Source organism: Pseudomonas sp. A (genome assembly GCF_056270345.1).
On sequence record NZ_CM149873.1, the window covers coordinates 4482318 to 4506695 of the forward strand.

Annotated in this window: 19 protein-coding genes; 15 read left to right on the forward strand and 4 right to left on the reverse strand. The window is 64.3% G+C overall.

Features of this window, described 5'->3' with window-relative positions; genetic code table 11:
• The first annotated feature begins 546 nt into the window (after nt 1-546).
• Nucleotides 547-1749 (forward strand): Na+/H+ antiporter NhaA, encoded by a 1203-nt coding sequence (gene nhaA, locus AC0MAZ_RS20005; protein WP_203652126.1) that lies wholly within the window; start codon nt 547-549, stop codon nt 1747-1749.
• A gap of 136 nt (nt 1750-1885) precedes the next feature.
• On the opposite strand, the gene AC0MAZ_RS20010 is transcribed toward nhaA, so the two are convergent.
• From AC0MAZ_RS20010 to vasI, 4 genes are all read right to left on the reverse strand, one after another.
• On the reverse strand, nt 1886-2650 hold the full coding sequence (locus tag AC0MAZ_RS20010; RefSeq protein WP_475858923.1) for an SDR family oxidoreductase: 765 nt from the start codon (nt 2648-2650) through the stop codon (nt 1886-1888).
• 102 nt (nt 2651-2752) lie between these two features.
• Nucleotides 2753-6343, reverse strand: coding sequence for a type VI secretion system membrane subunit TssM (tssM, locus tag AC0MAZ_RS20015; RefSeq protein ID WP_475858924.1), 3591 nt, complete (start codon nt 6341-6343; stop codon nt 2753-2755).
• Nucleotides 6344-6349: 6 nt separating this feature from the next.
• A complete protein-coding gene (tssA, locus tag AC0MAZ_RS20020) occupies nt 6350-7807 on the reverse strand; it encodes a type VI secretion system protein TssA (protein ID WP_475858925.1) in 1458 nt (485 codons plus the stop codon).
• Nucleotides 7795-8415, reverse strand: a complete 621-nt coding sequence (gene vasI, locus AC0MAZ_RS20025) for a type VI secretion system-associated protein VasI (RefSeq protein WP_475858926.1) — start codon at nt 8413-8415, stop codon at nt 7795-7797. Before vasI ends, tssA begins: the two co-directional genes overlap by 13 nt.
• Nucleotides 8416-8772: 357 nt before the next feature.
• On the opposite strand from vasI, the gene tssB reads away from it, so the two are divergent.
• The 14 genes from tssB (at nt 8773) to AC0MAZ_RS20095 (ending at nt 24346) form a co-directional block, all read left to right on the forward strand.
• A complete protein-coding gene (tssB, locus tag AC0MAZ_RS20030; RefSeq protein ID WP_254465051.1) occupies nt 8773-9276 on the forward strand; it encodes a type VI secretion system contractile sheath small subunit in 504 nt (167 codons plus the stop codon).
• A 50-nt stretch (nt 9277-9326) separates the two neighbouring features.
• Nucleotides 9327-10817 carry a type VI secretion system contractile sheath large subunit gene (gene tssC, locus AC0MAZ_RS20035; RefSeq protein WP_475858927.1) on the forward strand — a complete coding sequence of 497 codons (1491 nt, stop codon included), beginning with the start codon at nt 9327-9329 and terminating at the stop codon, nt 10815-10817.
• The gene (tssE, locus tag AC0MAZ_RS20040) at nt 10814-11212 is read left to right on the forward strand and encodes a type VI secretion system baseplate subunit TssE (protein WP_186715062.1); all 399 of its coding nucleotides are present in this window, start codon (nt 10814-10816) and stop codon (nt 11210-11212) included. Before tssC ends, tssE begins: the two co-directional genes overlap by 4 nt.
• Before the next feature lie 3 nt (nt 11213-11215).
• Nucleotides 11216-12982, forward strand: coding sequence for a type VI secretion system baseplate subunit TssF (gene tssF / locus AC0MAZ_RS20045; RefSeq protein ID WP_475858928.1), 1767 nt, complete (start codon nt 11216-11218; stop codon nt 12980-12982).
• A complete protein-coding gene (gene tssG, locus AC0MAZ_RS20050; RefSeq protein ID WP_475858929.1) occupies nt 12946-13962 on the forward strand; it encodes a type VI secretion system baseplate subunit TssG in 1017 nt (338 codons plus the stop codon). Before tssF ends, tssG begins: the two co-directional genes overlap by 37 nt.
• Nucleotides 13959-14540, forward strand: coding sequence for an FHA domain-containing protein (locus tag AC0MAZ_RS20055; protein WP_475858930.1), 582 nt, complete (start codon nt 13959-13961; stop codon nt 14538-14540). Before tssG ends, AC0MAZ_RS20055 begins: the two co-directional genes overlap by 4 nt.
• On the forward strand, nt 14537-15325 hold the full coding sequence (gene tssJ, locus AC0MAZ_RS20060; protein ID WP_475858931.1) for a type VI secretion system lipoprotein TssJ: 789 nt from the start codon (nt 14537-14539) through the stop codon (nt 15323-15325). Before AC0MAZ_RS20055 ends, tssJ begins: the two co-directional genes overlap by 4 nt.
• A 46-nt stretch (nt 15326-15371) precedes the next feature.
• Nucleotides 15372-16709 carry a type VI secretion system baseplate subunit TssK gene (gene tssK / locus AC0MAZ_RS20065; RefSeq protein WP_475858932.1) on the forward strand — a complete coding sequence of 446 codons (1338 nt, stop codon included), beginning with the start codon at nt 15372-15374 and terminating at the stop codon, nt 16707-16709.
• A 1-nt stretch (nt 16710) separates the two neighbouring features.
• Nucleotides 16711-17547: a type IVB secretion system protein IcmH/DotU gene (gene icmH, locus AC0MAZ_RS20070; RefSeq protein WP_475858933.1), complete on the forward strand. Its 837-nt coding sequence runs from the start codon at nt 16711-16713 to the stop codon at nt 17545-17547.
• Between the two features lie 121 nt (nt 17548-17668).
• On the forward strand, nt 17669-18184 hold the full coding sequence (locus AC0MAZ_RS20075) for an Hcp family type VI secretion system effector (RefSeq protein ID WP_062574481.1): 516 nt from the start codon (nt 17669-17671) through the stop codon (nt 18182-18184).
• 74 nt (nt 18185-18258) lie between these two features.
• Nucleotides 18259-20448: a type VI secretion system Vgr family protein gene (locus tag AC0MAZ_RS20080; RefSeq protein ID WP_475858934.1), complete on the forward strand. Its 2190-nt coding sequence runs from the start codon at nt 18259-18261 to the stop codon at nt 20446-20448.
• Nucleotides 20445-21323 (forward strand): DUF4123 domain-containing protein, encoded by an 879-nt coding sequence (locus AC0MAZ_RS20085; protein ID WP_475858935.1) that lies wholly within the window; start codon nt 20445-20447, stop codon nt 21321-21323. Before AC0MAZ_RS20080 ends, AC0MAZ_RS20085 begins: the two co-directional genes overlap by 4 nt.
• A 9-nt stretch (nt 21324-21332) precedes the next feature.
• Complete coding sequence (locus AC0MAZ_RS20090) at nt 21333-23951, forward strand: T6SS effector BTH_I2691 family protein (protein ID WP_475858936.1); 2619 nt, start codon at nt 21333-21335, stop codon at nt 23949-23951.
• Nucleotides 23951-24346, forward strand: a complete 396-nt coding sequence (locus tag AC0MAZ_RS20095) for a hypothetical protein (protein ID WP_475858937.1) — start codon at nt 23951-23953, stop codon at nt 24344-24346. The genes AC0MAZ_RS20090 and AC0MAZ_RS20095 overlap by 1 nt, the downstream gene beginning before the upstream one ends.
• The last annotated feature ends 32 nt before the right edge of the window (nt 24347-24378 follow it).

The window sequence follows — 24378 nt, forward strand, 5'->3', positions numbered from 1 at the left end:
CATCAGCAGCTAACCGAGCATGTGGGCCAGCACCGTGGCCATCGCGCCACCGATGGCGAAACCGCCGACGTTAGACCGGGTGGGGGTCTCCAGGTGTTCGCCGCAACCCTTGCAGCGCCTATGAGATCGAGCGCCGCCCGCGCGGCGCTCGATCTCAAGAACGCTGCAACTCTGTCGTCGAACACGCTGCCACGAAGCGATACCTTCGCTTGGCAACATTTCGATGCAAAAATGCAACACACACCTGCGCCCGTACCGTTAGAATGGCCGCCTGGCGTGTGCTGCGTGCGCCCGGGAGCCTTCCCGAATACGGAGAACATTCATTTGTTTTCCGTGAGATTTGTCCATGTTGCACGCATGCCTCCATTCCCCATGGCCCTTCCTGCCCCGTGTCTTCACGGCGTGGGTTGTTGCGCCGCATTCCCCATCCTTCTTCTCGCCCTTCGCCGCAGTGGCCCGTCTTGTCCGGAGCCAGCGTCCCGCCGTGCCCGTTGCCCGCCGCGCCACTGCCACCGCGAGGGTGATGCCATGAACGAGGAGCGTTACATGACCGCACCCCTTCCACCCGTCAAGCCGCGCTCGATGCTGCGGCACCTGCTGGCCACCGAGGCGGCCGGCGGCGTCTTGCTGATGTTCACCGCCGCGCTGGCCATCGTCATCGCCAACAGCCCCTGGGCCAGTGCCTACCAGCACCTGCTGCACCTGCCCGTCGGCCCGGTGCTGACCGACAAGCTCGGCCCGATGACCGTGCACATGTGGATCAACGATGGCCTGATGGCGATCTTCTTCCTGCTGGTGGGCCTGGAGATCAAGCGCGAGCTGGTCGACGGTCGCCTGGCCAGTTGGGAGCAGCGTCGCCTGCCGGCCCTGCCGGCACTGATGGGCATGGCCGTGCCGGCGCTCATCTACCTGGCGGTGTCCCGTGGCGAGCCGGGCCTGGCCGACGGCTGGGCGATCCCGGCCGCCACCGACATCGCCTTCGCCGTCGGCGCCCTGGCCCTGCTCGGCCGGCACGCGCCGCTGTCGCTCAAGGTGATGCTGGTGTCGGTGGCGATCATCGACGACATGGGCGCGGTGGCGATCATCGCCGTGTTCTACACCTCGTCGCTGAACCTGCTGGCCCTGGCCGGCGCCGCCGGCATCGTCGCCGTGCTGCTGGCGTGCAATCGCCTGCGTGTGGTCAGCCTGTGGCCCTACCTGATCGGCGTGGCCGCGCTGTGGTACGTGACCCTGCTGTCGGGCGTGCACGCCACCATCGCCGGCGTGGTCGGTGCCCTGCTGATCCCCTACAGCACCGGCGACAGCGAGGCCCGCGAAGCCAGCCCGCTGCTCAAGCTGGAACATGGCCTGGCGCCCTGGGTAGGCTTCCTCATCGTGCCGGCCTTCGGCTTCGCCAACGCCGGCGTCTCGTTCGGCGACCTGGGCCTGAGCGACATCTTCGCCCCGCTGCCACTGGCCATTGCCCTGGGCCTGCTGCTGGGCAAGCAGCTCGGCGTGTTCGGCGGCGTGCTGCTGGCGGTCAAGACCGGCCTGGCCAGCAAGCCCCATGGCGCCAGCTGGCTGCAGATCTACGGCGTGGCAATGCTGTGCGGCATCGGCTTCACCATGAGCCTGTTCATCGGCGAGCTGGCCTTCCCCGGCCAGACCGAGAAGATCGACGCGGCCAAGATCGGCATCCTGCTGGGCTCGCTGCTGTCGGCGGTGATCGCCTGCCTGATCCTGCGCTTCGCGCCCAAACCGGCTGATTGATACAAGCGCTCGGGGCTGCCTGGCAGCCCCGTTCAATCTACTGGTAACTGAACTTGCGTGTAGTAACTGGACCCGCGTGGGAGCGGGCTTGCCCCGCGATCGTTTCCACAGCGCCACGCGGAACCTGCAGCCCACCTCACCCCCGCACCACCGACACCCCGCCATCCACCACCATGGCCGTCCCGGTCATGAAACTCGATGCCTGCGACGCCAAAAACAACGCCGCCTCGGCGATCTCCTGCGGCCGGGCCAGGCGCTTGAGGGCATGCAGCCCTTCGACATGGGCCCGGGCCTCGGGGCTGTTCATCGCACTACGGCCCATAGGCGTATCGGTACCGCCGGGCAGCAGCGCGTTGGCGCGTATGCCACGGCTGCCCTGCTCCGCCGCAATGACCTGGACCAGGCCGACCAGCCCGGCCTTGCTCGCCGCATAGGCGGCCATGCCCGGCATGCCCACGCTGTGGCCGACAAAGGTCGAGGTGAAAATCAGCGAGCCGCCGCCACGGGCCAGCAACGCCGGAATCTGTGCCTGGGCGCAGAGGAAGGCGCTGGTGAGATTGGTGTGCAGGGTGTGTTGCCAGCCCTCCAGGGACAATTCGGGAACGGCAGCCAGTTCACCGAGGGTACCGGCATTGTTGAAGGCAATGTCCAGGCCACCGAAGCGCGCCACCGCCACGTCCACCAGTTCCCTGACCAATGCCGTATCGGTGATGTCGCCAGCCACGGCCACAGCCCGGCCTTGCCCGGCCGCCGCGATGTCCGCCGTCAGCTGCTCGAGCTCGGCCTGGCGCCGGGCCGTGAGCACAAGGTTGGCGCCGTGCCGGGCGAACAATGTCGCCGCGGCTCGGCCGATACCGGAGCTGGCGCCGGTGATGATTGCCACTTTGCCTGCCAGTTGCATGATGAGTACCTCGTCCTGAAGTTGGGTGCAGGGTGCACGGGGTAATATCAGGTGGCGTGGTGCCAGGAAACTCTCCGTTTCTTGTGCACTATCAACCTTGGCTCATATGGCCTGAGGTGCTTCTGCGGCGGGTTGCTGCAGCAAGGTCCGCGGCAGCTTGAAGCCCTTGAACGGCTGCTGGGTGATCGGATTGAAGGCTTTCTCCGAACTGAGCCGATAGCGCATCACGCCGTCACCGGTCTTGAAGCTCAGGTCCACCGCGGTGGCGCTGCGGCCATTCAGGGCGCCACGGCTGAGCAGGCGGAACATCGACCAGGGGCCCCGGTATTCCAGGCTGCTGCTGTTGCCATTGAGCCTGAGCAGGGTGAGGTTGCTGCGTACCTGCTGGCCAAGCGTGTTCGGCCAGATCACGCCGGTGATCTGGCTGGGGCCATGGGTGTAGGAGACCAGTTGACCATCGAGGTCCAGCAGGCTGGTACGCTGATTGGCGCTGAGCCCCAGGGGCTCGATGCTGAACTGCACGCCGAGGTTGCCGCGTGGGTCGAAGAAGGTTTCGCGGATGCGGTCTGCCAGGGCGAGTTGCTCGATGACTTCGTTGCGGATCAGGTAGCCATCCTGGTTGTCGGCGTACAGCGCGTCGAGGTTGTCCTTGATGAATGCGTTCAGGTACCGCTCCTGGAACTGCTGCAGACGCCCCTTGGGTCCGAAGAACGCCTCGAAATCATCTAGGGCGGCATCAGCGCCCCCAGCCACAAAGGGATATCGTCCTGCCAGCCGCTGCTGAAAGAAGCTATAAACGTCGGCATCCCAGCGCCGCTCGAGCTCACGCAGCGCCTCGACGACCAGCACTTGCGCCGTCTGGTCCGCGACGGCCCTCACCTGCTGGCCGACCGGCTCTGGCAGCCCTGTCGCAACCCGCTGCAAGGTGGCAATCGGGTCCGCGCCGCTCATCGAGAATCGCTGCAGCACCGCCTGCAGAGCGGCCTTACCCCTGTCAGGGCTGTCCTGTACCCCTCTTGCCTGGTCGTGGACGGCGGCAATCGCGCTCAAGGCTTCATCGTAATAGCTGGGCCGCTCCCCTTTGGCCTGCAGCATGTCGTTCAAGCCCGAGAAGGCCCGACGAATACCGACCAGATGCTGGTCGACAGCCTGCCCCGCCAGATTCGGGGCCTCTACGTTGTCCGCCAGCGTGGACATCGCCGTATTGGCGCGCACGCTCTCCAGCAGTCGACGCAAGGGCTCTGCCGGCCCCGTCAATTGCCCCAGTACCGATACCCCATGCTCCAGGTCGCGGAAATGGGCAATCGCCAGTGCGTTCAGGGCTCGCCGCCAGCTGTCGATATAGTCCGCGCTGTAGAGATTGCGGATCCCCTCGATCAGTACTTCGCGATCAGCCGGTGAATAATCCAGTTGGCGACGCTCGCCCAGCGCCCACTGATCGACCATTGCCAGGTCGGTGACCTGCGCGCTGCGAGGCAGGAAGTATTCGCTGAAACCCTTGGCCGTCAGCATGGGCGCCAGGAACAGGTCAACGGGCACCTGGGCGTCGCCGGAGCGGAGCTGGAACACCGATTCGAAGGCAGGCCCGACCTCGTGGCGCAGGTCCAGGCCATTGTGCAACTGCTCCTGGGCCTGCTGCTTAAGGCTGACATACACCCGCTGCGCCAGTGGCACCTCACGCAGGCCTTGCTGGGCCTGGCCAAGCCGCTGGCGGAACTGTGGCAGCTCGGTATCGGCATAGGCCAGGGCGTATTGCAGGTGACGCATCAGGGCCTGCTGCAATTGCCCCTGGCCAGGGAAGGCCGTCTGCCATTGCCGGGCCATCCACTGCTCGACCCATTCCGGCCGTCGATTGTGGCGGTCCTCGATCATCCGGTACACCCTGAGCGCAGCCATCTGCTGCTCGCTGCCCGCAGGCGCGGCATCCATGGCATCGATCACCCCGCTGGCGACGGCCGGCAGGAAGCGCCTGGACAACAGGTTAAGGTAGGCCTCATCGACCCGCGGCCCCAGCAGGCGCCCCTGATAGAGCCCCAGGTCCGCCACCACCGGCCAGGCCGATCGATAGTCGCCGAACACCGCCACTGCCTCGCGAATCTGCTCCAGTGGCGCCAGCAGGTTGCGCCCGGTAGGGTCCAGCCGCTGATCCAGTTCATGGCTGCCGAATGCCCGGCTCATGTCCAGGACACTGGCCACCTTGTCGCTGTTGGCCTCGTAGTAGCGCTGCCAGACGCTGCCCATGACGACCAACGCCAATGCCCCGACCCCCGAGCCCACCCACAGCAGGCGTCGCTTGCCTAGCGCCACCCTGATGTTGTCGCCGGCCAGCCCGGCCTCCGGATACACCACCTGCTGGAACAGGCGTTGGGCAAAATACGCCTGTTGCCGGCCCTGGGGCTTGCCCTCGCTGACCGGCGCATCGGCCTTGAAGGGATGGGCCACATTGCGCTGGAAGGCGTTGAGCACCTGGCCCTGCTGAAGCATCGAGGACAGGTACAGGCCCCGCACCAGTGCAGGCGTGGTGAAGCGATCACTCACCAGCATCTCGCGCAGGAACGCCAGCAGTATCGGCCGCAGGCCAAGCAGCTGGCCCTGCAAGGACACCAGCCGTTCACGCAGGTCGGTCTTGCCCAGCACACCCAGGTCGTTGAGCACCTGCTCCTCGGTCCGCCTGACCAGCCAGTCGTATTGCTCGGCCAACTCATCCAGCCAGGCATCGAACGCGCTGACGGCATCCAGCCTGAAGGTGAACCCGAGCATCCGCTCACGCTCGGCTTGCGTCAGGCGCGCAAACAACTGCTCGAAACCATCCAGCAAATCGAACTTGCTCAGCACGACATACACGGGCAACCGTGCGCCCAACTGGTTGCTCACCTCATACAGGCGAGCCCGCAACACCTGGGCCAAGGCCATGCGCTGCTGCGGCGTGGCCAGCTGCAAGGCGGCAAGATCGACGACCAGCACGACGCCATTGAGGGCGTTGCGACTGCGCGTGCGGGCCAGCCAACCCAGCAGGTGCATCCATAACCGCGCCTGGGTGCCAGCCGGCAGTGCCGGCCTGGCCTTGTCGAGCGTGTCGGGCAGGTTGCCATCCGGAGCCTGCCGGGTCATGAGCGCCCCCGGCGGGTCGATGACCACCGCATCGTCGCTGATCCACCAGTCCACGGGATAGGCCAACGCCTCGTCCTGGCGCCCGTGTGCCTGGACCTTGCCGATCCGCGTCAGGGAAAAGCGCTGGTCCGAGCGCTCCATCAGGCTGGTCTTGCCCGCGCCCTCGTCGCCCAGCAGCAGATACCAGGGCAACCGATACAACGCACCATACCCGCCGGCATGCTCCAGGTAGCTTGCCAGCCCCGCATCGAGGGCGCGCTGCTGAGACCGGAGCACAGGCAATATCGGGTCGGCGCTCGCCTCGATATCCCGCTGGCGTTCGGCCTGCAGCCGTTGAAAGCGCGCACGCAGCACGAAGAGCCAGATCAGCAACGGCAACAACACCAGCAGCAGTGTGGCGACGCTGCGATGCGTCAGGCTGGCCAACGGCTGCTGTCCGTGCCACTGCCATTGCGGCCCGAGCCACCAGATCAGCACCAGCAGCAACACCGCTCCGAGGCCCAGCAACAGCGGCATGGCCAGATTGATTCGGGACGCCAGCGGCAGGCCCCAACGTTTGAAAAGCGCCCAGAGTTTGCTCATGGCGGTTCAAGACTCCCTGTTCTGATCGTTCAATCCTGATGTCGCGGCGAACTGCTGCAGCTGCTGGTAGACCTCGGGCTCCCACGCCTCGGCAGTCATGCCACGCATGGTGCGGGCGACATTCGCGCACAGCTCCTGGGCGAGCCAGGACACGCCCCGTGAGGCCAGCAGATCGGCGGCGATCACCGTGCTGTGGCAACGCTCGCGTGGTGATCGGTAGTCCGCTTGCAGCCCTTGCAGCTTCAACAGCACTGGTTCCACGCCCTCGACCTCGAGCTGGCTGGCCAGCTCCTCGCGCAGGCCGATGAACGCCTGGGTGGCGCCATCCCCTGCCAGCGTTGCCTGGCTGCCCCTGAGCCAGGCCAGGCACTGGTCATCGACAAACGCGGTGCCATCGCTGAAGCACAATTGCTCAAGCGCCGGCAGGCGCCGTACGAACCTGGCAGTGGCACAGCGAATGGCCTCGGCGACTTCGTTCATTGCCAGGCGCGTGGCGATGCCCGCCGCCAGATAGCTGCCGCGAATCCAGTAAGGGGCGGCCGCGACACTTCGCTCGACTTTCATCAACAGGGTCGGGTCGAGCGCCGAAGCAGACAGCGCGTCCTCGTACCCGCCGACAATGTCGGCAGGCACCGCCATCAACTCGGTGCGAAGCCCCTGACGCGTGGAGGGCAGTGTCTGGATATGCGCCCACAGGCCGAAGCGCCTCAGCTGGTAGCCCGTCGGATCGTAGATATCCTGCTGGTTGATGAACTCGGCCATGCCCAGTACCGCACGACGGGTCTCACGTTCGTTCCCCAGGGAGAGAGTGGTACTGGCAGGTCGAAACACATCGGTCAGTGGTGCGACGGGCGCCTGGGGTGGCGAGGATTCCTTGCGACTGGGTTGCGCAGTCCCCATCGCCTGCTCGGCCTGCTTGAGCAGCGCGCGCTCCAGCTCGCCCAGCGCGGCAGGATCGAGCTGCGCCAGGGGTGCCTGCTGTTGCAGGCAGGCCAATGCCTGCTGGGCGGCCTGCTTGCAGGCCGGGGTGTAACTGAAGCGGTCGAGGCCGGGCAGCGCCGCCGACAGGCGCCCGAGCAGCAGCCCGACCAGCTTGCGCTTGCCCAGGAAGCCCTTGGGGCCTGGCTTGGGATGGGCGCTTTCCCAATAGTGCTCGACCATGCCTGCCAGCAACGTCAGCGTGCAACACCAGCGCTCCCAGCATCCCGTGCGCAGCCAGGCGACACTGAGGTGCCCGACGATACGCAAGTGCTTGCACTGGCCGCTCAGGTAGTGACGGGAGGCTTCCTCGATGTAGGGCCAATCGATGGCGGCTTCATGCAGCCCTCCCAGCTTGACCATCTCCTGATCGATCGCCTGGTAGGTTTCGTCCTCGATATCGAAATAACCCGCTGGCGCGAGCGGGTCGACGGGCGCCAGCAACCTGGCGACCTCCTCGGTCGACACCGGCGCTACCAGCGACATGCTGTGCGCGCCTGGTCAATCAACGGGTCCAACCCCTGCGCATCGAAACGCAAGCCATCGAGGGCCGGATGATCACTGACCACAAGGATGCGCTGGGCACCCTGCAGTACCTTGATCTGCTCGATGGCGGGCAAGCCGCGCCCGGCATCCAGCACCTGGCCGTTTTCCAGCACCTGCCAGGCCAGCGAGCGGGTCGACCGATGCTCCGTACGCAGTTGCAAGGTCACCCGATTGCCCTGGACGGGTTCGGCGGTGAGCAACTGCAGCCTGGAGATGTTCTGTACACAGCTGACGGCGAGATAGGGGCGCGGCTCGGAGGTCGCGATAGCCGGTGCGGAGATCACGACCTGCCGCCGCCCTGTCCGCTTGTCGTCCTCGGCCCCCAGGATGAATGCCAGATTGTCGGGCGCTCGTCGGGTCTCGTTGCCCATGACCCGAGCCACGCTCGGGGCATCGAGCTCCGGGGCCGACCATCCCCTGCCGATCGTCGGCACGCGCGCCGGCGTTCCCGCCGCCTCATCGAAACACGCCAGGCGCTCGACATTGGAAACAATCCCCGTGCAGTCCCGCACAGGGGCTGCAAAGGTCGGTTCCAGCAGCGCGAACAATGCCAGACCAAGCACGCAACTATATGGATTGCACACCAGAATTAGACCTCACGGCTCGATGCAACTTCTTATTGGGAACATGCAAAGCAATAGATAAAAGACAATTAGCCATCGCTAAAAAACAGACTTGACGCAAGCCTAGAACAACCTCACCACCACAAACAATCAAATATTTTCTTACATTTTTAGACTCGACCTTGATTACTTCATTTCAGCATCGTCTAAGGGAAATTTACAGCACCAAAACATTAACGTGTATATAAAAACAAATATGTAGGACCCCTCCTACAAAATTCCAAAAAACTTCCCACAAGCACAACACCCCACAAACTTCAGCATCAGGAATAAACTTACATCATGTCCAGAAACTCAAGCTCCGTTGCGCCCAAAGAGCGCATCAACATCAAGTATGTACCCGCCACGGGGGATCAACAGGCCGAGGTTGAACTGCCGCACAAGATGCTGGTGCTGGGTGACTTCGGCCTGGTCGACAACCGCAACCTGGAGGACCGCCAACCCATGCGCATCGACAAGCACAGCTTCGACAGCGTGCTCAAGGACGCCGACGTCAAGCTGAGCCTCTCGGTCCCTTCGGCACTCAACCCTGTCGCCGACGCCGAGCTGGCGGTCGAGCTGCAGTTCAGGACGATCAACGACTTCGGCCCCGACCAGATCGCTCGCCAGGTGCCGGAGCTGAACAAGCTGCTGGCGCTGCGCGAGGCCCTGGTCGCCCTGAAAGGCCCGCTGGGCAATGTCCCGGCATTTCGCCGGCACCTGCAGCACCTGCTGACGGACCAGCAGGCACGCAAGCAACTCGCGCAGGAGCTGGACCTGGTAGTCGAAGCCCCGCCAGCGGAATGAAAACGCACTTCTGACAGATGGCATATGACATAGACAACGGAGCGTCTCGGATGTCCACCACAAACAACACGACAATCACTGCCGATACCACGGCTGAAACCATCGGTAACTCGACACTGCTCGACCAGATCATGGTCGAAACCATGCTGGTACCCAGCCAGGAGGGATACCAGATCGCCAGGCAAGGCGTAGCTGCATTCATATCGGAAATGCTCAAGGACGATACCCCGGACCAGTTGGTCAACAAGCACCGGGTCGACCAGATGATTGCCGAAGTCGACCGACTTCTCGGCAAACAAATGGATACCATTCTTCATCAATCCGAGTTCCAGGCGCTGGAGTCCGCATGGCGCGGGCTGAAACTTCTGGTCGACCGTACCGACTTTCGCGAGAACATCAAGCTGGAAGTCCTGCATGTCAGCAAGAGCGACTTGCTCGATGACTTCGACAATGCCGCGGACATCACTTGCAGCGGGCTTTACAAACATGTCTACACCGCAGGTTACGGACAGTTTGGCGGTGAACCCGTGGCGGCCATGATCGGCAACTACAACTTCGGCCCCTCCTCGCCTGACATCAAGCTGCTGAGCTATGTCGCCTCCGTGGGCGCCATGTCGCATGCCCCCTTCATCACCGCCCCCGCTCCCGAGTTTTTCAACCTGAGCAGCTTCGAGGACCTGCCCGACCTCAAGGAGGTCAAGGACATCTTCGAAGGACCACGCTTCGCCAAGTGGCGGTCGTTACGCGACAGTGAAGATGCCCGCCATATCGGCCTGGTGCTGCCGCGCTTCATGTTGCGCTCGGTCTATGACCGCCAGGAACACCCCATCAGCAGCTTCAGCTACGACGAAAACATCGACGCTCGACACCAGAACTACCTGTGGGGCAACGCCGCCTTCCTGATGGCCAGCTGCATCAACGACAGCTTTGCCCGTTATCGCTGGTGCCCGAACATCATCGGCCCACAATCCGGTGGCGCCGTGGACGACCTGCCGGTGCACCTGTACGAGGCCCTCGGGCAGTTGCAGGCAAAGATCCCGACCGAGGTGCTGGTTTCCGATCGCAAGGAGTTCGAGCTGGCCGAAGAGGGCTTCATCGCCCTGACCATGCGCAAGGACAGCGACAACGCCGCGTTCTTCTCGGCCAACTCGGTGCAGAAACCCAAGCAGTTCCCCAAGACATCCGAAGGCTTGCAGGCACAGACCAACTACAAGCTCGGCACCCAGTTGCCCTACCTGTTCATCGTCAACCGGCTCGCCCACTACATCAAGGTGCTGCAACGCGAGCAGATCGGCAGCTGGAAGGAGCGCAACGACCTCGAGGGCGAGCTCAGCCGCTGGCTCAAGCAGTACATCGCCGACCAGGAGAACCCCTCGGCCGACATCCGCAGTCGCCGCCCCCTGCGCGCCGCGCAGATCGAAGTCACCGACGTCGCGGGCGATCCGGGCTGGTACCAGGTCTCGCTCGCGGTGCGCCCGCACTTCAAGTACATGGGGGCGAACTTCGAGATCTCCCTGGTCGGCCGGCTCGACACCCAATGAGCAGCCTCTTCGACCGCCTGGCCAGCGACGCTCCCGCTGGCCGCCGAGAAAGCACCGGGCGCACCGTCGAGCGGATCAAACGCCACCTCGAGACGCTGCTCAACGCCCGTCGGGGCTGCTCGCAGAGCTGCCCCGACCTCGGCTTGCGCGACTTCAACGGCCATGACCAGGGCAACGGCGACCTGCTGCGCCAGGTGAGCTCGGACATCCAGCGCACGATCCGGCGCTACGAGCCGAGGATCCAGGTGCTGAACCTGCAGGGGCAACCGGACGCGGACAACCCACTGGAACTGCACTTTCGCCTGGATTGCCAGGTGCGGGTGGAAAACCACGCCGAACAGCTGCAGATCGAACTGCTGGTCAACGGCCACAACCGCAACACCCAGGTGAGGTAGGCCATGTCGTTGAAGGACCGCTTCGGCGAAGAACTGCGCTACCTGCGCGAACTGGGGGAGGACTTTGCGCGGGACAATCCCCAGCTCAGCCGCTATCTGGGCAAGGACAGTGGCGATCCCGGTGTCGAGCGCCTGCTCGAAGGCCTCGCTTTCCTGACCGCCAAGCTGCGCCTGAAACTCGAGGACGAGGTGCCGGAACTGACCCATGGCATGCTGCAACTGCTCTGGCCGAATTACCTGCGCCCCCTGCCCAGCGCGACGATCATTCAGTTCTCGCCCCTGGACGCTTCGCTCAGCCAGGCCCAGATCGTTCCCAGAGGCTCACGCCTGTTTTCCCGGCCGGTCGATGGCGTGGATTGCGAGTTCCGCACCTGCACCGAGGTGAAGCTCTATCCCTTCACGCTCGGTGAGGTGAGCGCGACCCTGACGCCCGACAGCTCGGTCATTCACCTCCAGCTCGAGACCCAGGTGCAACGCCCGCTGAACACCCTGGGCTGCGACAGCCTGGAGTTCCACCTCGGTGGCGAGCGCAGCAACGCCCAGACCCTTTACCTGTGGCTGGCGCAATACCTCGAGCACATCAGCGTGACCATCGACGGCCAGGTGCGTCGCCTGCCGGCCAACCACCTGAGCTTCTCCGGCTTCAGCCCCGACGAGGCGTTGCTTCCCTACCCGCGCAATGTGTTCGATGGCTACCGGATCCTCCAGGAGTACCTGGTCTTCCCGCAACGCTTCCACTTCTTCAACCTGACCGGCCTGGGCAGGGTCTGGCCGGCGCACGCCAGCTCCACGATCCGCATCGAGTTCCACCTCGCGCGCCCACTGCCCGGCTCGACGCGGATCGGCCCCGATGACTTCAGGCTGTTCTGCGCCCCTGCCGTCAATCTGTTCGAGCACGGAGCCGAGCCCATCGACCTGTCCGGAACGGCTGACCAGCATCGCCTGGTACCCCATGGCCTGCGCCGCGACAGCCACGAGATCTTCAGCGTCGACCGGGTGATCAGCACCCGCACCAGCACCGATGGCAGCCCTGGCGAGCAACTGCGGGTATTCCAGCCTTTCGAGTCGTTCGCCCACGAGATCGAGCATGTGCAGGGGCGCACTGCGCTGTACTACCGCTGCCGGGTCGAGCAATCGCTGCTCGGTGACGGGCTGGATCACCAGATCGCCTTCGTGCGGGGCGACGAAAGCCAGTTCATCGGTCACATGGAAACCGCCTCGATCGAGCTGACCTGCACCAATCGGGACCTGCCGATGGCGCTGGGCCTGGGCGATATCGATGTCATCAACCAGGCCACCGCGCCGTTGATCCGCTACCGCAACATCTGCCTGCCGACCCGCCCGTACCGTCCGGTGCTGGATGGCCAGTTGCAGTGGACTCTCATCTCCAACCTCTCGCTCAACTACCTGTCGCTGCTCTCGGCCGCCCCGCTCAAGGCGGTGATCGGCGCCTACGATTTCGCCGCCCTGCACGACATCCAGCAGGCCAGGGCCACGCGCAAACGCCTGGACGGCATCGGCGAGGCGCACACCGAACCGCTGGACTGGTTGATCAAGGGCCTGCCCATTCGCGGCCTGCGTACCCGCCTGCGGCTCGACCAGCAGGCCTTCCTCTGCGAAGGCGACCTGTACCTGTTCGGCTGCGTGCTGTCCCACTTCTTCGCCCTCTACGCGAGCACCAACTCCTTCCACCAGCTGGAAGTGATCAATACCACCAACAACGAGCACTACACATGGCCACTGCTGACCGGCAGACAACCGCTGATCTAGCCGAAACGCTACTCGCCGAGGCCCACCGGCACAGCTTCTTCCAACTGCTGGAGCGGCTGCATGGCTTGCACGGTGACAACCTCGAGCCGCGCTGGCCAGACACCTCCACACGCCAGCGCGTGCACCTTGCCAGCGACCCGCGGCTGAGCTTTCCGGTGGCCGATGTGCTGGCCGCCGAGCGGATCGCCGAGGCGCCGTCGCGCTATCGCGTGCGCACCACCTTCCTGGGGCTGCACGGCACCGACTCGCCCCTGCCCAGCTACTACCTCGACGAACTGGCCTACGAATACGCCCAGGGCATCGGCGTGCGCCCCGCGCTGTTCGATTTCTTCAACCACTGCCTGCTCAGCCTGCTGCACCGCATCTGGCGCAAATACCGCTACTACGTGCGCTTCCAGACCGGGGCGAGCGATGACTTCTCGCGCTACGCCTTCGCCCTGATCGGCCTCGGCGACGAACGCCTGCGTGGCGACACGCCGCTGCCCTGGAGCCGTCTGCTGAGTTTCGTCGGCGTCATTGCCAGCCGCAGCCGGGCACCCGGTGTGGTCGCCGGGATCATTGCCCACTGCTTCGATCTGCCGTCGGTGCAAATCCGCGAGTTCGAGACCCGCACGGTGACCATCGCACACCGCCAGGTGGTGCGCCTGGGACGCTGCAACGGGCAACTGGGCGAGAGCTTCATGCTCGGCGACCGCACGCGAACCCGCAGCAGCAAGTTCACCTTGCTGATCGGCGACCTCGACCTGGCACGCCTGCGCAGCCTGCTGCCCGGCGGCGTCGACTTCGAGCGACTGCGTGCACTGATCGACTTCCTGCTCCGCGACGGCCTGGCCTATGACCTCGAGCTGCGCCTGAAGCCACGTGAACTGCCACCGTTCCGCCTGCACCGCGAGCAGGGTGCACACCTGGGCTGGACCAGCTTCATCGAAGACCGCAAGGGTGAAGTCAGCCCGGTCGTGCGGATACGGGGTCGCGCATGACCAGACTCGCCCTCAGCATCGCCAATCTCGATCGCCTGCACCACGGCGTCGTCGCGTGCCATCTGTTCGACCGCGATGGCGGCATCATCGGCAGCCGCAAAGCCGACTGGTTGCTGCTGGATCGCCAGCGGCGGATTCACCCCGCTCATTGTGCGATCCGCTGGCTGGAAGGCAGCTTCTGCGTGATCGACCTCTGCGGCCAGACCCTGCTCAACGACAGCCCGCTGCCTCCCGGCCCAGGCAAGCCGGTGCGCGTGGGCGAAGGCGACTGCCTGCAGGTCGGCCCCTATCAACTGCACGCCCGCTATCAAGCCGGGCCAAGCGATCAAAGCTTCATCCGCGGCGACCTGGATGACCTGCTCAAGCCTGGCCGGCAGGCGCTCGAAGCGCTGCTGGACAGCTCGTTGGCCAGCCCCTGGCATCCCGCGCCCCGTACAGCGAGTCTCCCGGTCGATATCTGCACGCTGTTCGATCGACTTCAGGCCCCGGATCCCCTGGCCGCACTAACTGCACCGCAGCAACCGGCCCAGCCTGGGGCAAGCGCCCTGCAGCGATTCATCGCCGGAGGGAAGCCATGACGTCTCATCCACTGAGGGTAGCCACGCTTCTGCTTGCCCTCGGGTCGGCCACAGGCTGCACGGCCCTCGGCAAGATCGGCCAGGTGTTGATGGACCCTTCCATCCCAGTGGGCGCGCTGTCGGACCAGCCCACCGAGGTCGCCTTCAGCCTGCACGCCAGCCCAACCATCAACACCAACCCCCACAGCCTCGATGCGAAGGTACCCGGTGAAGCGCTGGAGCCCACGCCTTATGCGGTCAGCCTCCGTGCAGGCGATCCGCTGGCGTTGACTGAGCAGGTCGCCGGTCTGCTGGCGCATCTTCAAGCGCTGTTTCCAGCCATGTCCCCCGTGGAGCCGAACGACCAACAGGCACCGGCCCATTCACCCATGGAGCATGAAGGCCCAGGCAGCTATGACGCCAAGGACGTCCGGTTCGACGTGGCCGCCCCCAGCCAGAAAGCGACGCCGTCGATCGCCACCCCCGTCGCGATCAAGATCCTGCAACTGCGTGACGACTCGCTGCTGCGCAACAGCCTGTATACGCAACTCGACCAGGACCTCGCCAAGGCCCTGCGCAGCACCTACATCCGCGACGACGACTACCTGCTGGCACCGGGGCAGTTCAAGTTCGTGCGCTTCGAGCCCATCGCCGCCGACACGCGCTTCATCGCCGTAATCGCCAAGTTCAACGACATCACCAACGCCGACTGGCGGCAGGTGATACGCATCGCGCCACGCGGCCGTCAGGTCGTGCTCGCCGTGACCCTCGATGGCACGCAGATCCTGCTGCAGGAGGAAAGCTGATGCCCCGCCTGCAGGTCTCCACCCTCCCCCTTTATTTGGAGCGCCCATGAGCTCACGCAATCCAGTTCTCTGGCCCGAAGGCATGTTCGTCAAGCCACAGCATTTCCAGCAACAGGCCAGGGCCAGCGACGCCGCGGTCCAGCAGCGCGTCAGCAGCCTGAATGCGGCGTTCTACGGTTTCAGCGAACTGCAGCTGAACCAGGAGTACCTGAGCCTTGGCAAGGTGGCCATCACCCGGGCCCGCGGCATCATGCCGGACGGCACGGTATTCGACATTCCCGGCGACCTGCCGCCGCCGCCCGCCCTGGAAATCACCGACGACGGCACGCAACGCAACGAGGTGTTCCTGTGCCTGCCATTGCGCACCGAAGGGGGACGCGAAGTCAGCTGGCCCGAGAGCGGCGGCAACTACCGCTACGGCGCCCAGCCCCTGGAGATCAAGGACACCCACAGCGCCGACGGCGACCTGGTGCAGGTGGACCTGGCGGTCCCCAACCTTCAACTCATGCGCGAGACCGAGGACAACAGCGCCTACTCCCGGCTGTCTCTTGCCTGGATCCTCGAGCGCCGGCCCGACGGCAGCCTGCTGCTGGACGACGACTTCTACCCCACCTGTGTCTCGATTCAGGCGGCCCCGGCACTCAAGCGGTTTCTCGACGAAGTCAGCAACACCTTGCGCGAGCGCGCGCGCAACCTCGCGGCGCGTATCGGCTCGCCCGGTCAGTCGGGGGTGGCCGACATCCGCGACTTCAATCTGCTGCAAGCCATGAACCGTTGGTGGCCGTGCTTCCAGCACCTGGCCCGTCAGCCCCATACCCACCCTGAGCAGCTGTACCTGAGCCTGAGCCAGGCGTGCGGCGAGCTGCTGACCTTCACCGACGACGAGCGCCTGCCCCCGGAGCCGCCAGCCTACCGGCACAACGCCCTGCGCCAGTCGTTCAAGCCGCTGGAGGATGCACTGCGCCGCACCCTGAGCATCGTCCGGCAACCGCGGGCCGTTTCCCTGCCATTGGTGGCGCAGCCGTTCGGCGTGCTGACCGTGACCCTGGACGATCGCCGCCTGATCGACGAAGCAACGTTCATCCTCGCGGTGCATGCCGACCTGCCCGCCGAGACATTCCAGCAGTCGTTCCTGCAGAAAACCAAGATCACCTCCCTCGAGGCACTGGGTGACCTGGTGCCGCTGCAACTGCCCGGCATTGCGCTGCGACCGATGCCCGTGGCGCCGCGGGAGCTGCCGTTCCATGCCGGCTTCAGCTACTTCGAGCTCGACCGGCGCAGCCCGAACTGGGCCGCGATGAAGGACAGCAACGGCTTTGGCCTGCATGTCGCGGGGGAGTTCCCGGGGCTCCAGTTGCAGTTCTGGGCGATACGGAGCGAATGAAATGACCGAAGCAGCCAACAATCGCCCCACTGAGCCGGGCGCCAGCCTACTGAGCGCGCTCGCCGGCGAGAGCCAGACACAGCAGTCCGTGCCGGCCCCCGCCAACGCGATGGACCACCCGGACTACGTACCCGACCCGGACTTCCAGCTCCGTGGAGCCTTCAGCAACCAGATGATCGATGCGGCGATGCCCCTGTTCGGCCTGGTGATGCGTCTGCGCAAGCAGGAAAGCCACCGGGATATCCCGTTTCTCTACAACGCCGTCTACAACCAGGTCAACGCCATCGTCGAGGAGATGCGCCGGTACGACTACGAGCCGGCCCAGCTGCAGGCCCACTCCTACGCGCTGTGCCTGTATATCGACGAGGCCGTGATGTCCACGCCTTGGGGCAAGAGCTCGCTGTGGAGCCAGAAGCCCCTGCTCAGCGTCTTCCACCACGAGACCTGGGGCGGCGAGAAGATCTTCACCGTGCTGTCGCGCATGATGCAGGAGCCCAAGCGCTACCAGGACGCCCTGGAGTTCATCTACCTGTGCCTGGGCCTGGGCCTGCGCGGCAAGTACGGCATCGACCCCAAGGGCGACGAGGCGCTGCAGGCCCTCATTCTCAAGCTGCGCGAAATCATCCTCGAACTGCGCGGCCCGCCCCCTGACCTCTTCGGCGACCCGCTGGCCAACGTCGCCCCGCGAGACGTGCGCCTGCGCCGCGAATGGCCCTGGTGGAGCCCACTGGTGGTTTCGGCGATCGCCCTGGCCGGGCTGTACGGCTACTACCGCTACCACCTGGACCTGCTCACCCGCGAGGCGATCGAGGCGCTGAACACCCTTCTGCAGCCGTGAACGGCGCGCCCGAAGCAATGGATTTTCGGGGCCTGCGCCCCGTTGAAAAGCCCATCGAGCCCGATGGCCACGCCACTTACCGTGTGCGTGCTTACCCACATGGATGCAGGAGATATCTGCCATGCCAACACCCGCTTACATCAAGATCGAAGGCAAGACCCAGGGCCTGCTCACCGCAGGCGCCTTCACCTCCGACTCCGTCGGCAACGTGTTTGTCGAAGGCCATGAAGACGAGATCCTGGTACAGGAAATCAAGCACAAGGTGACCGTGCCCACCGACCCGCAAAGCGGCCAGCCGACCGGGCAGCGGGTACACAAGCCGTTCATCTTCACCAGTGCGCTGAACAAGGCGACCCCGCTGATGTACAACGCCCTGGCGTCCGGTGAAATGCTGCCCAAGGTCACGGTCAACTGGTACCGCACCTCGGTAGAGGGCAAGCAGGAGCACTTCTTCACCACCGAGCTCACCGACGCCACCATCGTCGACATCAACACCGTCATGCCCCATGCCCAGGACAAGGAGAACGCCGACTTCACGCAGTTGATCGAGGTGTCCCTGGCCTACCGCAAGATCACCTGGGATCACACCGTCGCGGGCACCGCGGGCTCCGACGACTGGCGCGCGCCCGTCGTCTGACCCGACCGCAGGGTTCCGGGCAGGCACGCCTGCCCGGGCTTCAGCCACCGTCAGAAGGCGGACAGGGACTTTCCATGCCTAATCAATCCGACCTGAGCTACCGCTTCGAGCCCCTGGCCAGCCAGGACCCGTTCGAGGTGGTCTCCTTCACCCTCGACGAAGCCCTCAGCAACCCATTCAGGCTGGTGCTCGAACTGGTCAGCTACGAAGACAACGTCGATTTCGCCCACCTGCTCGACAAGCCCGCGCTGTTCACCATCCTGCGCGGCCAGCGCCCGATGCGCTACGTACACGGCCTGATCAGCGCCTTCAGCCAGGGCGACACCGGCTCCTGCCGCACCCGCTACCAGGCCGTGGTCGAGCCCAAGCTGGCCCGCGCCGGGCTGCGTTCGAACTGGCGCATCTTCCAGCAACAAAGCGTGCCGCAGATCCTCGAAACCCTGTTCAAGGCCCAGCGCATCACCGACTTCGAACTGGGCCACAGCTTCCCCCACGCCCCCCGCGAGTTCTGCGTCCAGGCCGGCGAAACCGACCTCGCCTTCATCACCCGCCTGGCCGCCGAGGAAGGTTTCATCTACCGCTTCGTCCACAGCGCCAAGGGCCACCGCCTGCTCGTCAGCGACCGCGTGCTGACCCTGGGCATGATCAGCTCCAGCCTGGTCAAGCCCGAGGACGATGACGACGACGAAGGCTTCATCGACGACGACTACCCCGACCCGCTCGCCGTGCTCTACCACGCCAACAGCGGTGGCGACCAGGCCCGCCCCTGCCTGCGCCGCCTGCACTACCGCGAGCAGGTGCGCACGGCCCGCCAGGTGCAGCGCGACTACTCCTTCACTCACCCGGCCTACCACCTGCAGCAGGAATTCAACGCCAGCGACCTGCAACACCAGGCCGACGACTACGAGCGCTTCGACTACCCCGGCCGCTACAAGCGCGACGAAGTCGGCATCCCCTTCACCCGCACCCGCCTCACCGCCCTGCGCCACGACGCGCGCATAGCCGAGGTCGAGGGCGACGACGTGCGCCTGCAGCCGGGCCTGAGCTTCAACCTGGTCGAACACCCCCGCACAGACCTCAACATCCATTGGCGGGTGGCCAGCGTTCGCCACGAGGGCGCGCAGTTCACCAGCCTGCAGGAGGAAGCCGCCGGCGCCGAGCAAGGCACGCGCTACTCGCAAGAGGCCCTGCTGGTGCCCGGACGCATCGAGTGGCGCCCCGAGGCACCGCCCAAGCCGCGCATCGACGGCCCGCACATGGCCACGGTGGTCGGCCCAGAGGGCGAGGAGATCTTTTGCGACGAGTGGGGCCGGGTCAAGGTCAGCTTCCCCTGGGACCGCGAGAGCCGCGACAACGAGTACAGCTCCTGCTGGGTGCGGGTGTCCCAGGGCTGGGCCGGCGGCGGCTGGGGCGCCATGGCCATCCCGCGGATCGGCCAGGACGTGGTCATCCAGTACGTCAACGCCGATCCCGACCAGCCGATGATCACCGGCCGCACCTACTGCGGCAATCAACGGCCGCCCTACGAACTGCCCAAGCACCGCACGCGCATGACCATCAAGAGCAAGACCCACAAGGGGCAAGGCTTCAACGAGCTGCGCTTCGAGGATGAGCTGGGGCAGGAAGAGGTGTTCATCCATGCGCAGCGGGATCAGAACAATGTGGTCAAGCATGATGAAACCACGCAGGTTGGCAATGATCGCTCTGAACGAGTCGGGCGAGATGAACAGATCACTGTTGGCCGCAACCGTAGCGAGGAATTGGGTAACGACGAGCATCTGGTAATCGGCAGAGATCGTCATGAGCAAATTGGCCAGGATGACACGCTGGAGGTCGGTCGCCACTGCACCGTCATCACCGGCCAGGATCGCACCGAACAGGTCGGCAATCATCGCTATGACAAGACCACCGCAAATCACTCGGTAGAGGTTGGCGGCAATCTGGAGCAACAGGTGGCCGGTCATGTCGAGCTGATGGCCGGACAAGCCATTCGCCATGAAACCCAGGTTATTGAACTCAACGTATCGCAAAGCCTTGTCATCAAGGCGCCAGGAGCGACGCTACGTCTCGACGCAAGCGGCATGACGCTCGACGCCATCGCGATAAACATCAAAGGCCCGGTAGCCCAGACAGGGGTGGGCGGTTCACGCCAACTGGCGATCAACGCGACCCCGGAGCCCGGGGAAGCCATCTGCGTCAGCTGTTTGCTCAAGGCCATCGCAGAGGGTCGGAATGTCGTTCGCATGGAAGGGGAAGGCGAATGAAAGGTACCTTCTACGACCGGCTATTGGCTCCCTTGTATCAATCGGAGCGCTATCGGCTATCCGCCCTCCTCGAACTGTCACGGCTTGACGACGAACAGCTGGAAAAGCTCGAACAGCGAAAAGAGGTGTTGCACTCACTGATGCCGCAGAAGGCGCTCAGCCATTTGCAGCAGGTCGGTACGGTCCTGTGCGCTGCAAACGCCAGCACCCGTTTGCAGGGCCAGTCCGACTTTTTCTGGCAGCTCACCGACCTGTGCAAGGATGCCATCTGTGGCTGGATCGTCAGCGCGCTGCCGGCCAAGGACCTGGCCGCACATCTGGCACAGGCCAACACCCTTCTGGCCCCAGACGGTCATCGCTACCTGTTGCGCTATCACACCGAGCAGGGCCTGCGTGTGCTGCACGCTCGTCAGGATCTGCCCGACATCCTCGACTGGCTAGCCCCTATCCATACCTGGTGGGTGCCCTACCCCTATGCCGCCCGGCAACTCTGGTACGACTTTTCCGGCGGCGACCGGCCTGAGGCCAGAGCGCTCGATGGCCTCAGGCTTGATCAGGCCTGCTGGCAGGCATTGGCAGGAGATTCATTGGCCCATGGGCTTGCCGACCAACTCAAGCACGCCCTGCGCACGAGCGGCAAACCTGAACAATGTCATGTCGTACGTCTGGGCCTCGCGCAGAAGCTCCTGGCCTTTGCACGTGAATCAGGCCTCGTACGGCAGGAAGACCAGATTACCTATGTGATTTTCATGGCGCTGCTTGGTGAGCGCCTGACGAGCGATCCCGTCTGGCAAGCCGCCATAAATGACGCCCTCGACAAGCAAACGTCGCTTGTCGAGTCGGTAAAAACCCACCTGCATGAACAGCTTCGCTGAGGACATCGGATGTTCGACTTCAACAAATTGCTCGAAATCAATCGGCAAGCCTGCGAGGCCCTGGAGGCCCCCTTCGCCAGCGGGCCCGCCGTCCATTGCACGCGCACCTTCACTATCCTGCCCCTGCGCTATGCGGCCGTTGGCGGCACTACCGGCCAACGCCTGCGCTTGCCCAGCCTGCCCGAACACCTGCGCCATCCCTACAGCGTTGCCACGCTCCAGCATGCCGACTATGCCATTCGGCCACTGCGCCAAGGCTTCCTGTACGTCATGGAGAAACGCAAGCGCAGCGGGCAGCACAGCCTGCATCCGCCCTATCGCATTGCGGCGAACGGTTCATTGTCGCTGGTTGCCCCCGGGCAGTCCGAGCCGGACGCCACAGACGCCCACACCCTGCGCGATATGATGCGCAACACGGCCTTGGCGTTCAACGTCCATGACCTCGAAGACCTGGCTGAGCTACGCCTGTTCTACAGCCCCGACCCGCTGACCGAAGCGGCCCAGCAGCAACTGCTGCGTCGACGCGACAGGCTGCCGGCCGTGGATGTCGCCGCCTTCACCGGCCTTGGCTGCCCGACGCCCAGGCCTTATGTGCTGCGCCATGACCAACTGGACCTGGTCGCCGATTTCGCTGCGGAAACCGACAGCTCATTGCGCAAGCTGCTGGACAACCAGCTGTTCAGTGAAACCAGCGTCCACTCGCTAACGGCGGCCCGGTACATGCTGGGCCCGGTTGCCGGCAAACCCGAGGCCCGTGGCATCGCGGTGGTGGTGGAAGATGCCATCGGCATCACCCAGCAACTCAATGCCTGGCGCAACGCGGGCATGGAGCACCTGAAGGATTGGCTGGAAACCACGGAGGCGGTCGCGGGAAAACCCGGCCCCAGCAACGAGCGCAAGGTGCTGGTCGCCCAGGCCTTCACCGAACTGCATCAGCAATTCAGTGAGCGCAAGGTCGCCGCGCTGGTCGACCGTCACAAAGAGGCCATGCGCGCCCACCTCGCCGGTGCCGACCAGGGCGCCAACCCGCAGATGGCCGCCTGGTGGGCGCAGGCCAAGGAGGGCATTCTCGATACCGCAGGCGCACTCAGGCGCCAGGACCTTGAGGCCCGGGCGAACAACGGCGAGTTCGCCCGGCAGTTCGAAGCGCGTTACCTGCCACACGTCGACCTCAAGGCCATGCACGACCAGCTGGCCTGGTTCGAATCCCACGGCCTCGAAGCGCAGCGCCTGGCCGACGTGCGGGCCGACGACCATCTCGCCTGGTTGCAATCTGAGCAACTGCTCGCGGCCTTGGCCTACTACGACGAGAACGACCTGCGCAGCGGCCTGTGCTTCGCCCACCAGACCGGGCTCAGCGTGGTCGGCATGGAGGGCGTGTCAGCCGGGGCGCGGCTGCTCGCCCAGTGGTGGCATGCCGACACGCTGACGCCCGACAACCTGGCCCTGCGTTCCTTCGTCTTCAACCAGCGCGCCATTGCCGAGGTGCTGGAGCAGACGCGCCAGGCACTGCAAGCGCTGCCGCCGGAATACGATCACTGGCAGCAGGTGGACACCTCACTCAAGTACGCCAAGGAACTCGCCTCGCAGTTCAGCCGGGTGGACGGCCACCTCGACCAACTGGCCCAGCACAGCGCCCTCAACACCGCCGGGGCCTTGGCCTGGCTGGGTCAACTGGGGCGCCAGAGCCTGCAGGCCGGCGCCCCCGGCAACATGGATCGCCTGCTGTACCGGCGCCTGGGCACCTACCTCATCGCCTCGCTGGGCGAGCAAGCCATCAACCTGCGCCTGAGCGAACACGCACTCGAGGGTGACACCCCCTCGCGAGGACGGGTGGCGGCCCCCATGGTCCGACGCCTTGATCGCGCCTACGTGGAGACATTGCAGGGCGCTCACGCTCATTCGTTCTATCGGCTTCGGCTGGCCAGTGGGCTGCTCCTGCTGGAGGCGGGACTGCTCCTGTTGCAGGGGCAGCGGGATGACAAGGACCGGCGCTTCTGGAGCGAGGTGGTGGCCGCTGGATTGGCCAGTGCGGCGGCGGGGTTCGAGCTACTGGCGGTGGGGACCGAACAGACCCTGCTGGGCGTCGGGCGGAACAGCGCGATTGCGCGGGGAGCGGACATCAGCCTGGGGCGCTATCGACTGTGGGGGGCGGGATTGGCGACGGTGGGGGGGCTTGTCAGCATTGCCTGGGACTTCTCCGACGCCAAGGAAGCAGAAGCCAGATCCAAACCAACGCTTGCAGCAGCCTACGGACTTAGAGGAAGCGCAACCATCGCCCTAATTCTGGGACAAGGAGGAATAGCGTTTTCACAGGCGAGTGCGCTTTTTCAGTGGCTGTCAATAAGTGCTAGTCATGCCTGGCCAAGCAGCTTACTCGCTACTTTCTCCAGACTCTCGGCAAAACTGGCAGCGAACCGTGCAGCAATGATGTTTCTGAGCCGCTTGAGCTGGATAGGCGGCGCCATTGTACTCGGCACCACCATAACCTTACTCATCATCGAAGATGACGCACTGGAGAAGTGGTGCAGCAAATGTTGCTTCCGCCTTAAATCATCCAACAAAGGATACATAAAGGACACCGAAGAACTCGAAGCCTTGTTCAACGCCATGAGCGAGGTTATGTAGTGTATCTTATTGAATGGTTTGCATGGCTAGCCGCCACTGACTCTAAAGAAGAGCGCGATGCTTTTGAAAAACACAACAAGACAATCAAGAACAGAGGGGTTTATGAAAATGAAGAAGAGGAGCTCATTGAGGCCGCCAAAAAACCAGCAAGCGACTCACCCAAGAGTCGCGGCCCGATTTATATATATAACGAGCATGTGCTCGAAATGCGCTGCGGCATGTGGGAGGACAAGCGCGGGTTAATCTCCATACTTTCCCTGGCCATTATATTTTCAGCAGTATTTAATTTATGGATAGCCATTGGAGGCATAGAAAAACTCATACACCTAACGTCTCATGGCAAGCCATATGGCGAACAACTATTTATGAGCCTTTTTTTCTTGGAATCGCTTTAACCCTCTCATTGCCCTACCTAAAGTATGGTCTT

Bases quoted from the DNA above. Each gene is read 5' to 3' on its own strand.
- tssE (WP_186715062.1), top strand. From the start codon at position 10,814: ATGAGCAGCCTCTTCGACCGCCTGGCCAGCGACGCTCCCGCTGGCCGC.
- tssB (WP_254465051.1), top strand. From the start codon at position 8,773: ATGTCCAGAAACTCAAGCTCCGTTGCGCCCAAAGAGCGCATCAACATC.
- AC0MAZ_RS20075 (WP_062574481.1), top strand. From the start codon at position 17,669: ATGCCAACACCCGCTTACATCAAGATCGAAGGCAAGACCCAGGGCCTG.
- tssM (WP_475858924.1), bottom strand. From the start codon at position 6,343: ATGAGCAAACTCTGGGCGCTTTTCAAACGTTGGGGCCTGCCGCTGGCG.
- icmH (WP_475858933.1), top strand. From the start codon at position 16,711: ATGACCGAAGCAGCCAACAATCGCCCCACTGAGCCGGGCGCCAGCCTA.
- tssK (WP_475858932.1), top strand. From the start codon at position 15,372: ATGAGCTCACGCAATCCAGTTCTCTGGCCCGAAGGCATGTTCGTCAAG.
- nhaA (WP_203652126.1), top strand. From the start codon at position 547: ATGACCGCACCCCTTCCACCCGTCAAGCCGCGCTCGATGCTGCGGCAC.
- AC0MAZ_RS20085 (WP_475858935.1), top strand. From the start codon at position 20,445: ATGAAAGGTACCTTCTACGACCGGCTATTGGCTCCCTTGTATCAATCG.
- tssG (WP_475858929.1), top strand. From the start codon at position 12,946: ATGGCCACTGCTGACCGGCAGACAACCGCTGATCTAGCCGAAACGCTA.
- AC0MAZ_RS20055 (WP_475858930.1), top strand. From the start codon at position 13,959: ATGACCAGACTCGCCCTCAGCATCGCCAATCTCGATCGCCTGCACCAC.
- tssJ (WP_475858931.1), top strand. From the start codon at position 14,537: ATGACGTCTCATCCACTGAGGGTAGCCACGCTTCTGCTTGCCCTCGGG.
- tssA (WP_475858925.1), bottom strand. From the start codon at position 7,807: ATGTCGCTGGTAGCGCCGGTGTCGACCGAGGAGGTCGCCAGGTTGCTG.
- AC0MAZ_RS20010 (WP_475858923.1), bottom strand. From the start codon at position 2,650: ATGCAACTGGCAGGCAAAGTGGCAATCATCACCGGCGCCAGCTCCGGT.
- AC0MAZ_RS20090 (WP_475858936.1), top strand. From the start codon at position 21,333: ATGTTCGACTTCAACAAATTGCTCGAAATCAATCGGCAAGCCTGCGAG.
- AC0MAZ_RS20080 (WP_475858934.1), top strand. From the start codon at position 18,259: ATGCCTAATCAATCCGACCTGAGCTACCGCTTCGAGCCCCTGGCCAGC.
- tssC (WP_475858927.1), top strand. From the start codon at position 9,327: ATGTCCACCACAAACAACACGACAATCACTGCCGATACCACGGCTGAA.
- tssF (WP_475858928.1), top strand. From the start codon at position 11,216: ATGTCGTTGAAGGACCGCTTCGGCGAAGAACTGCGCTACCTGCGCGAA.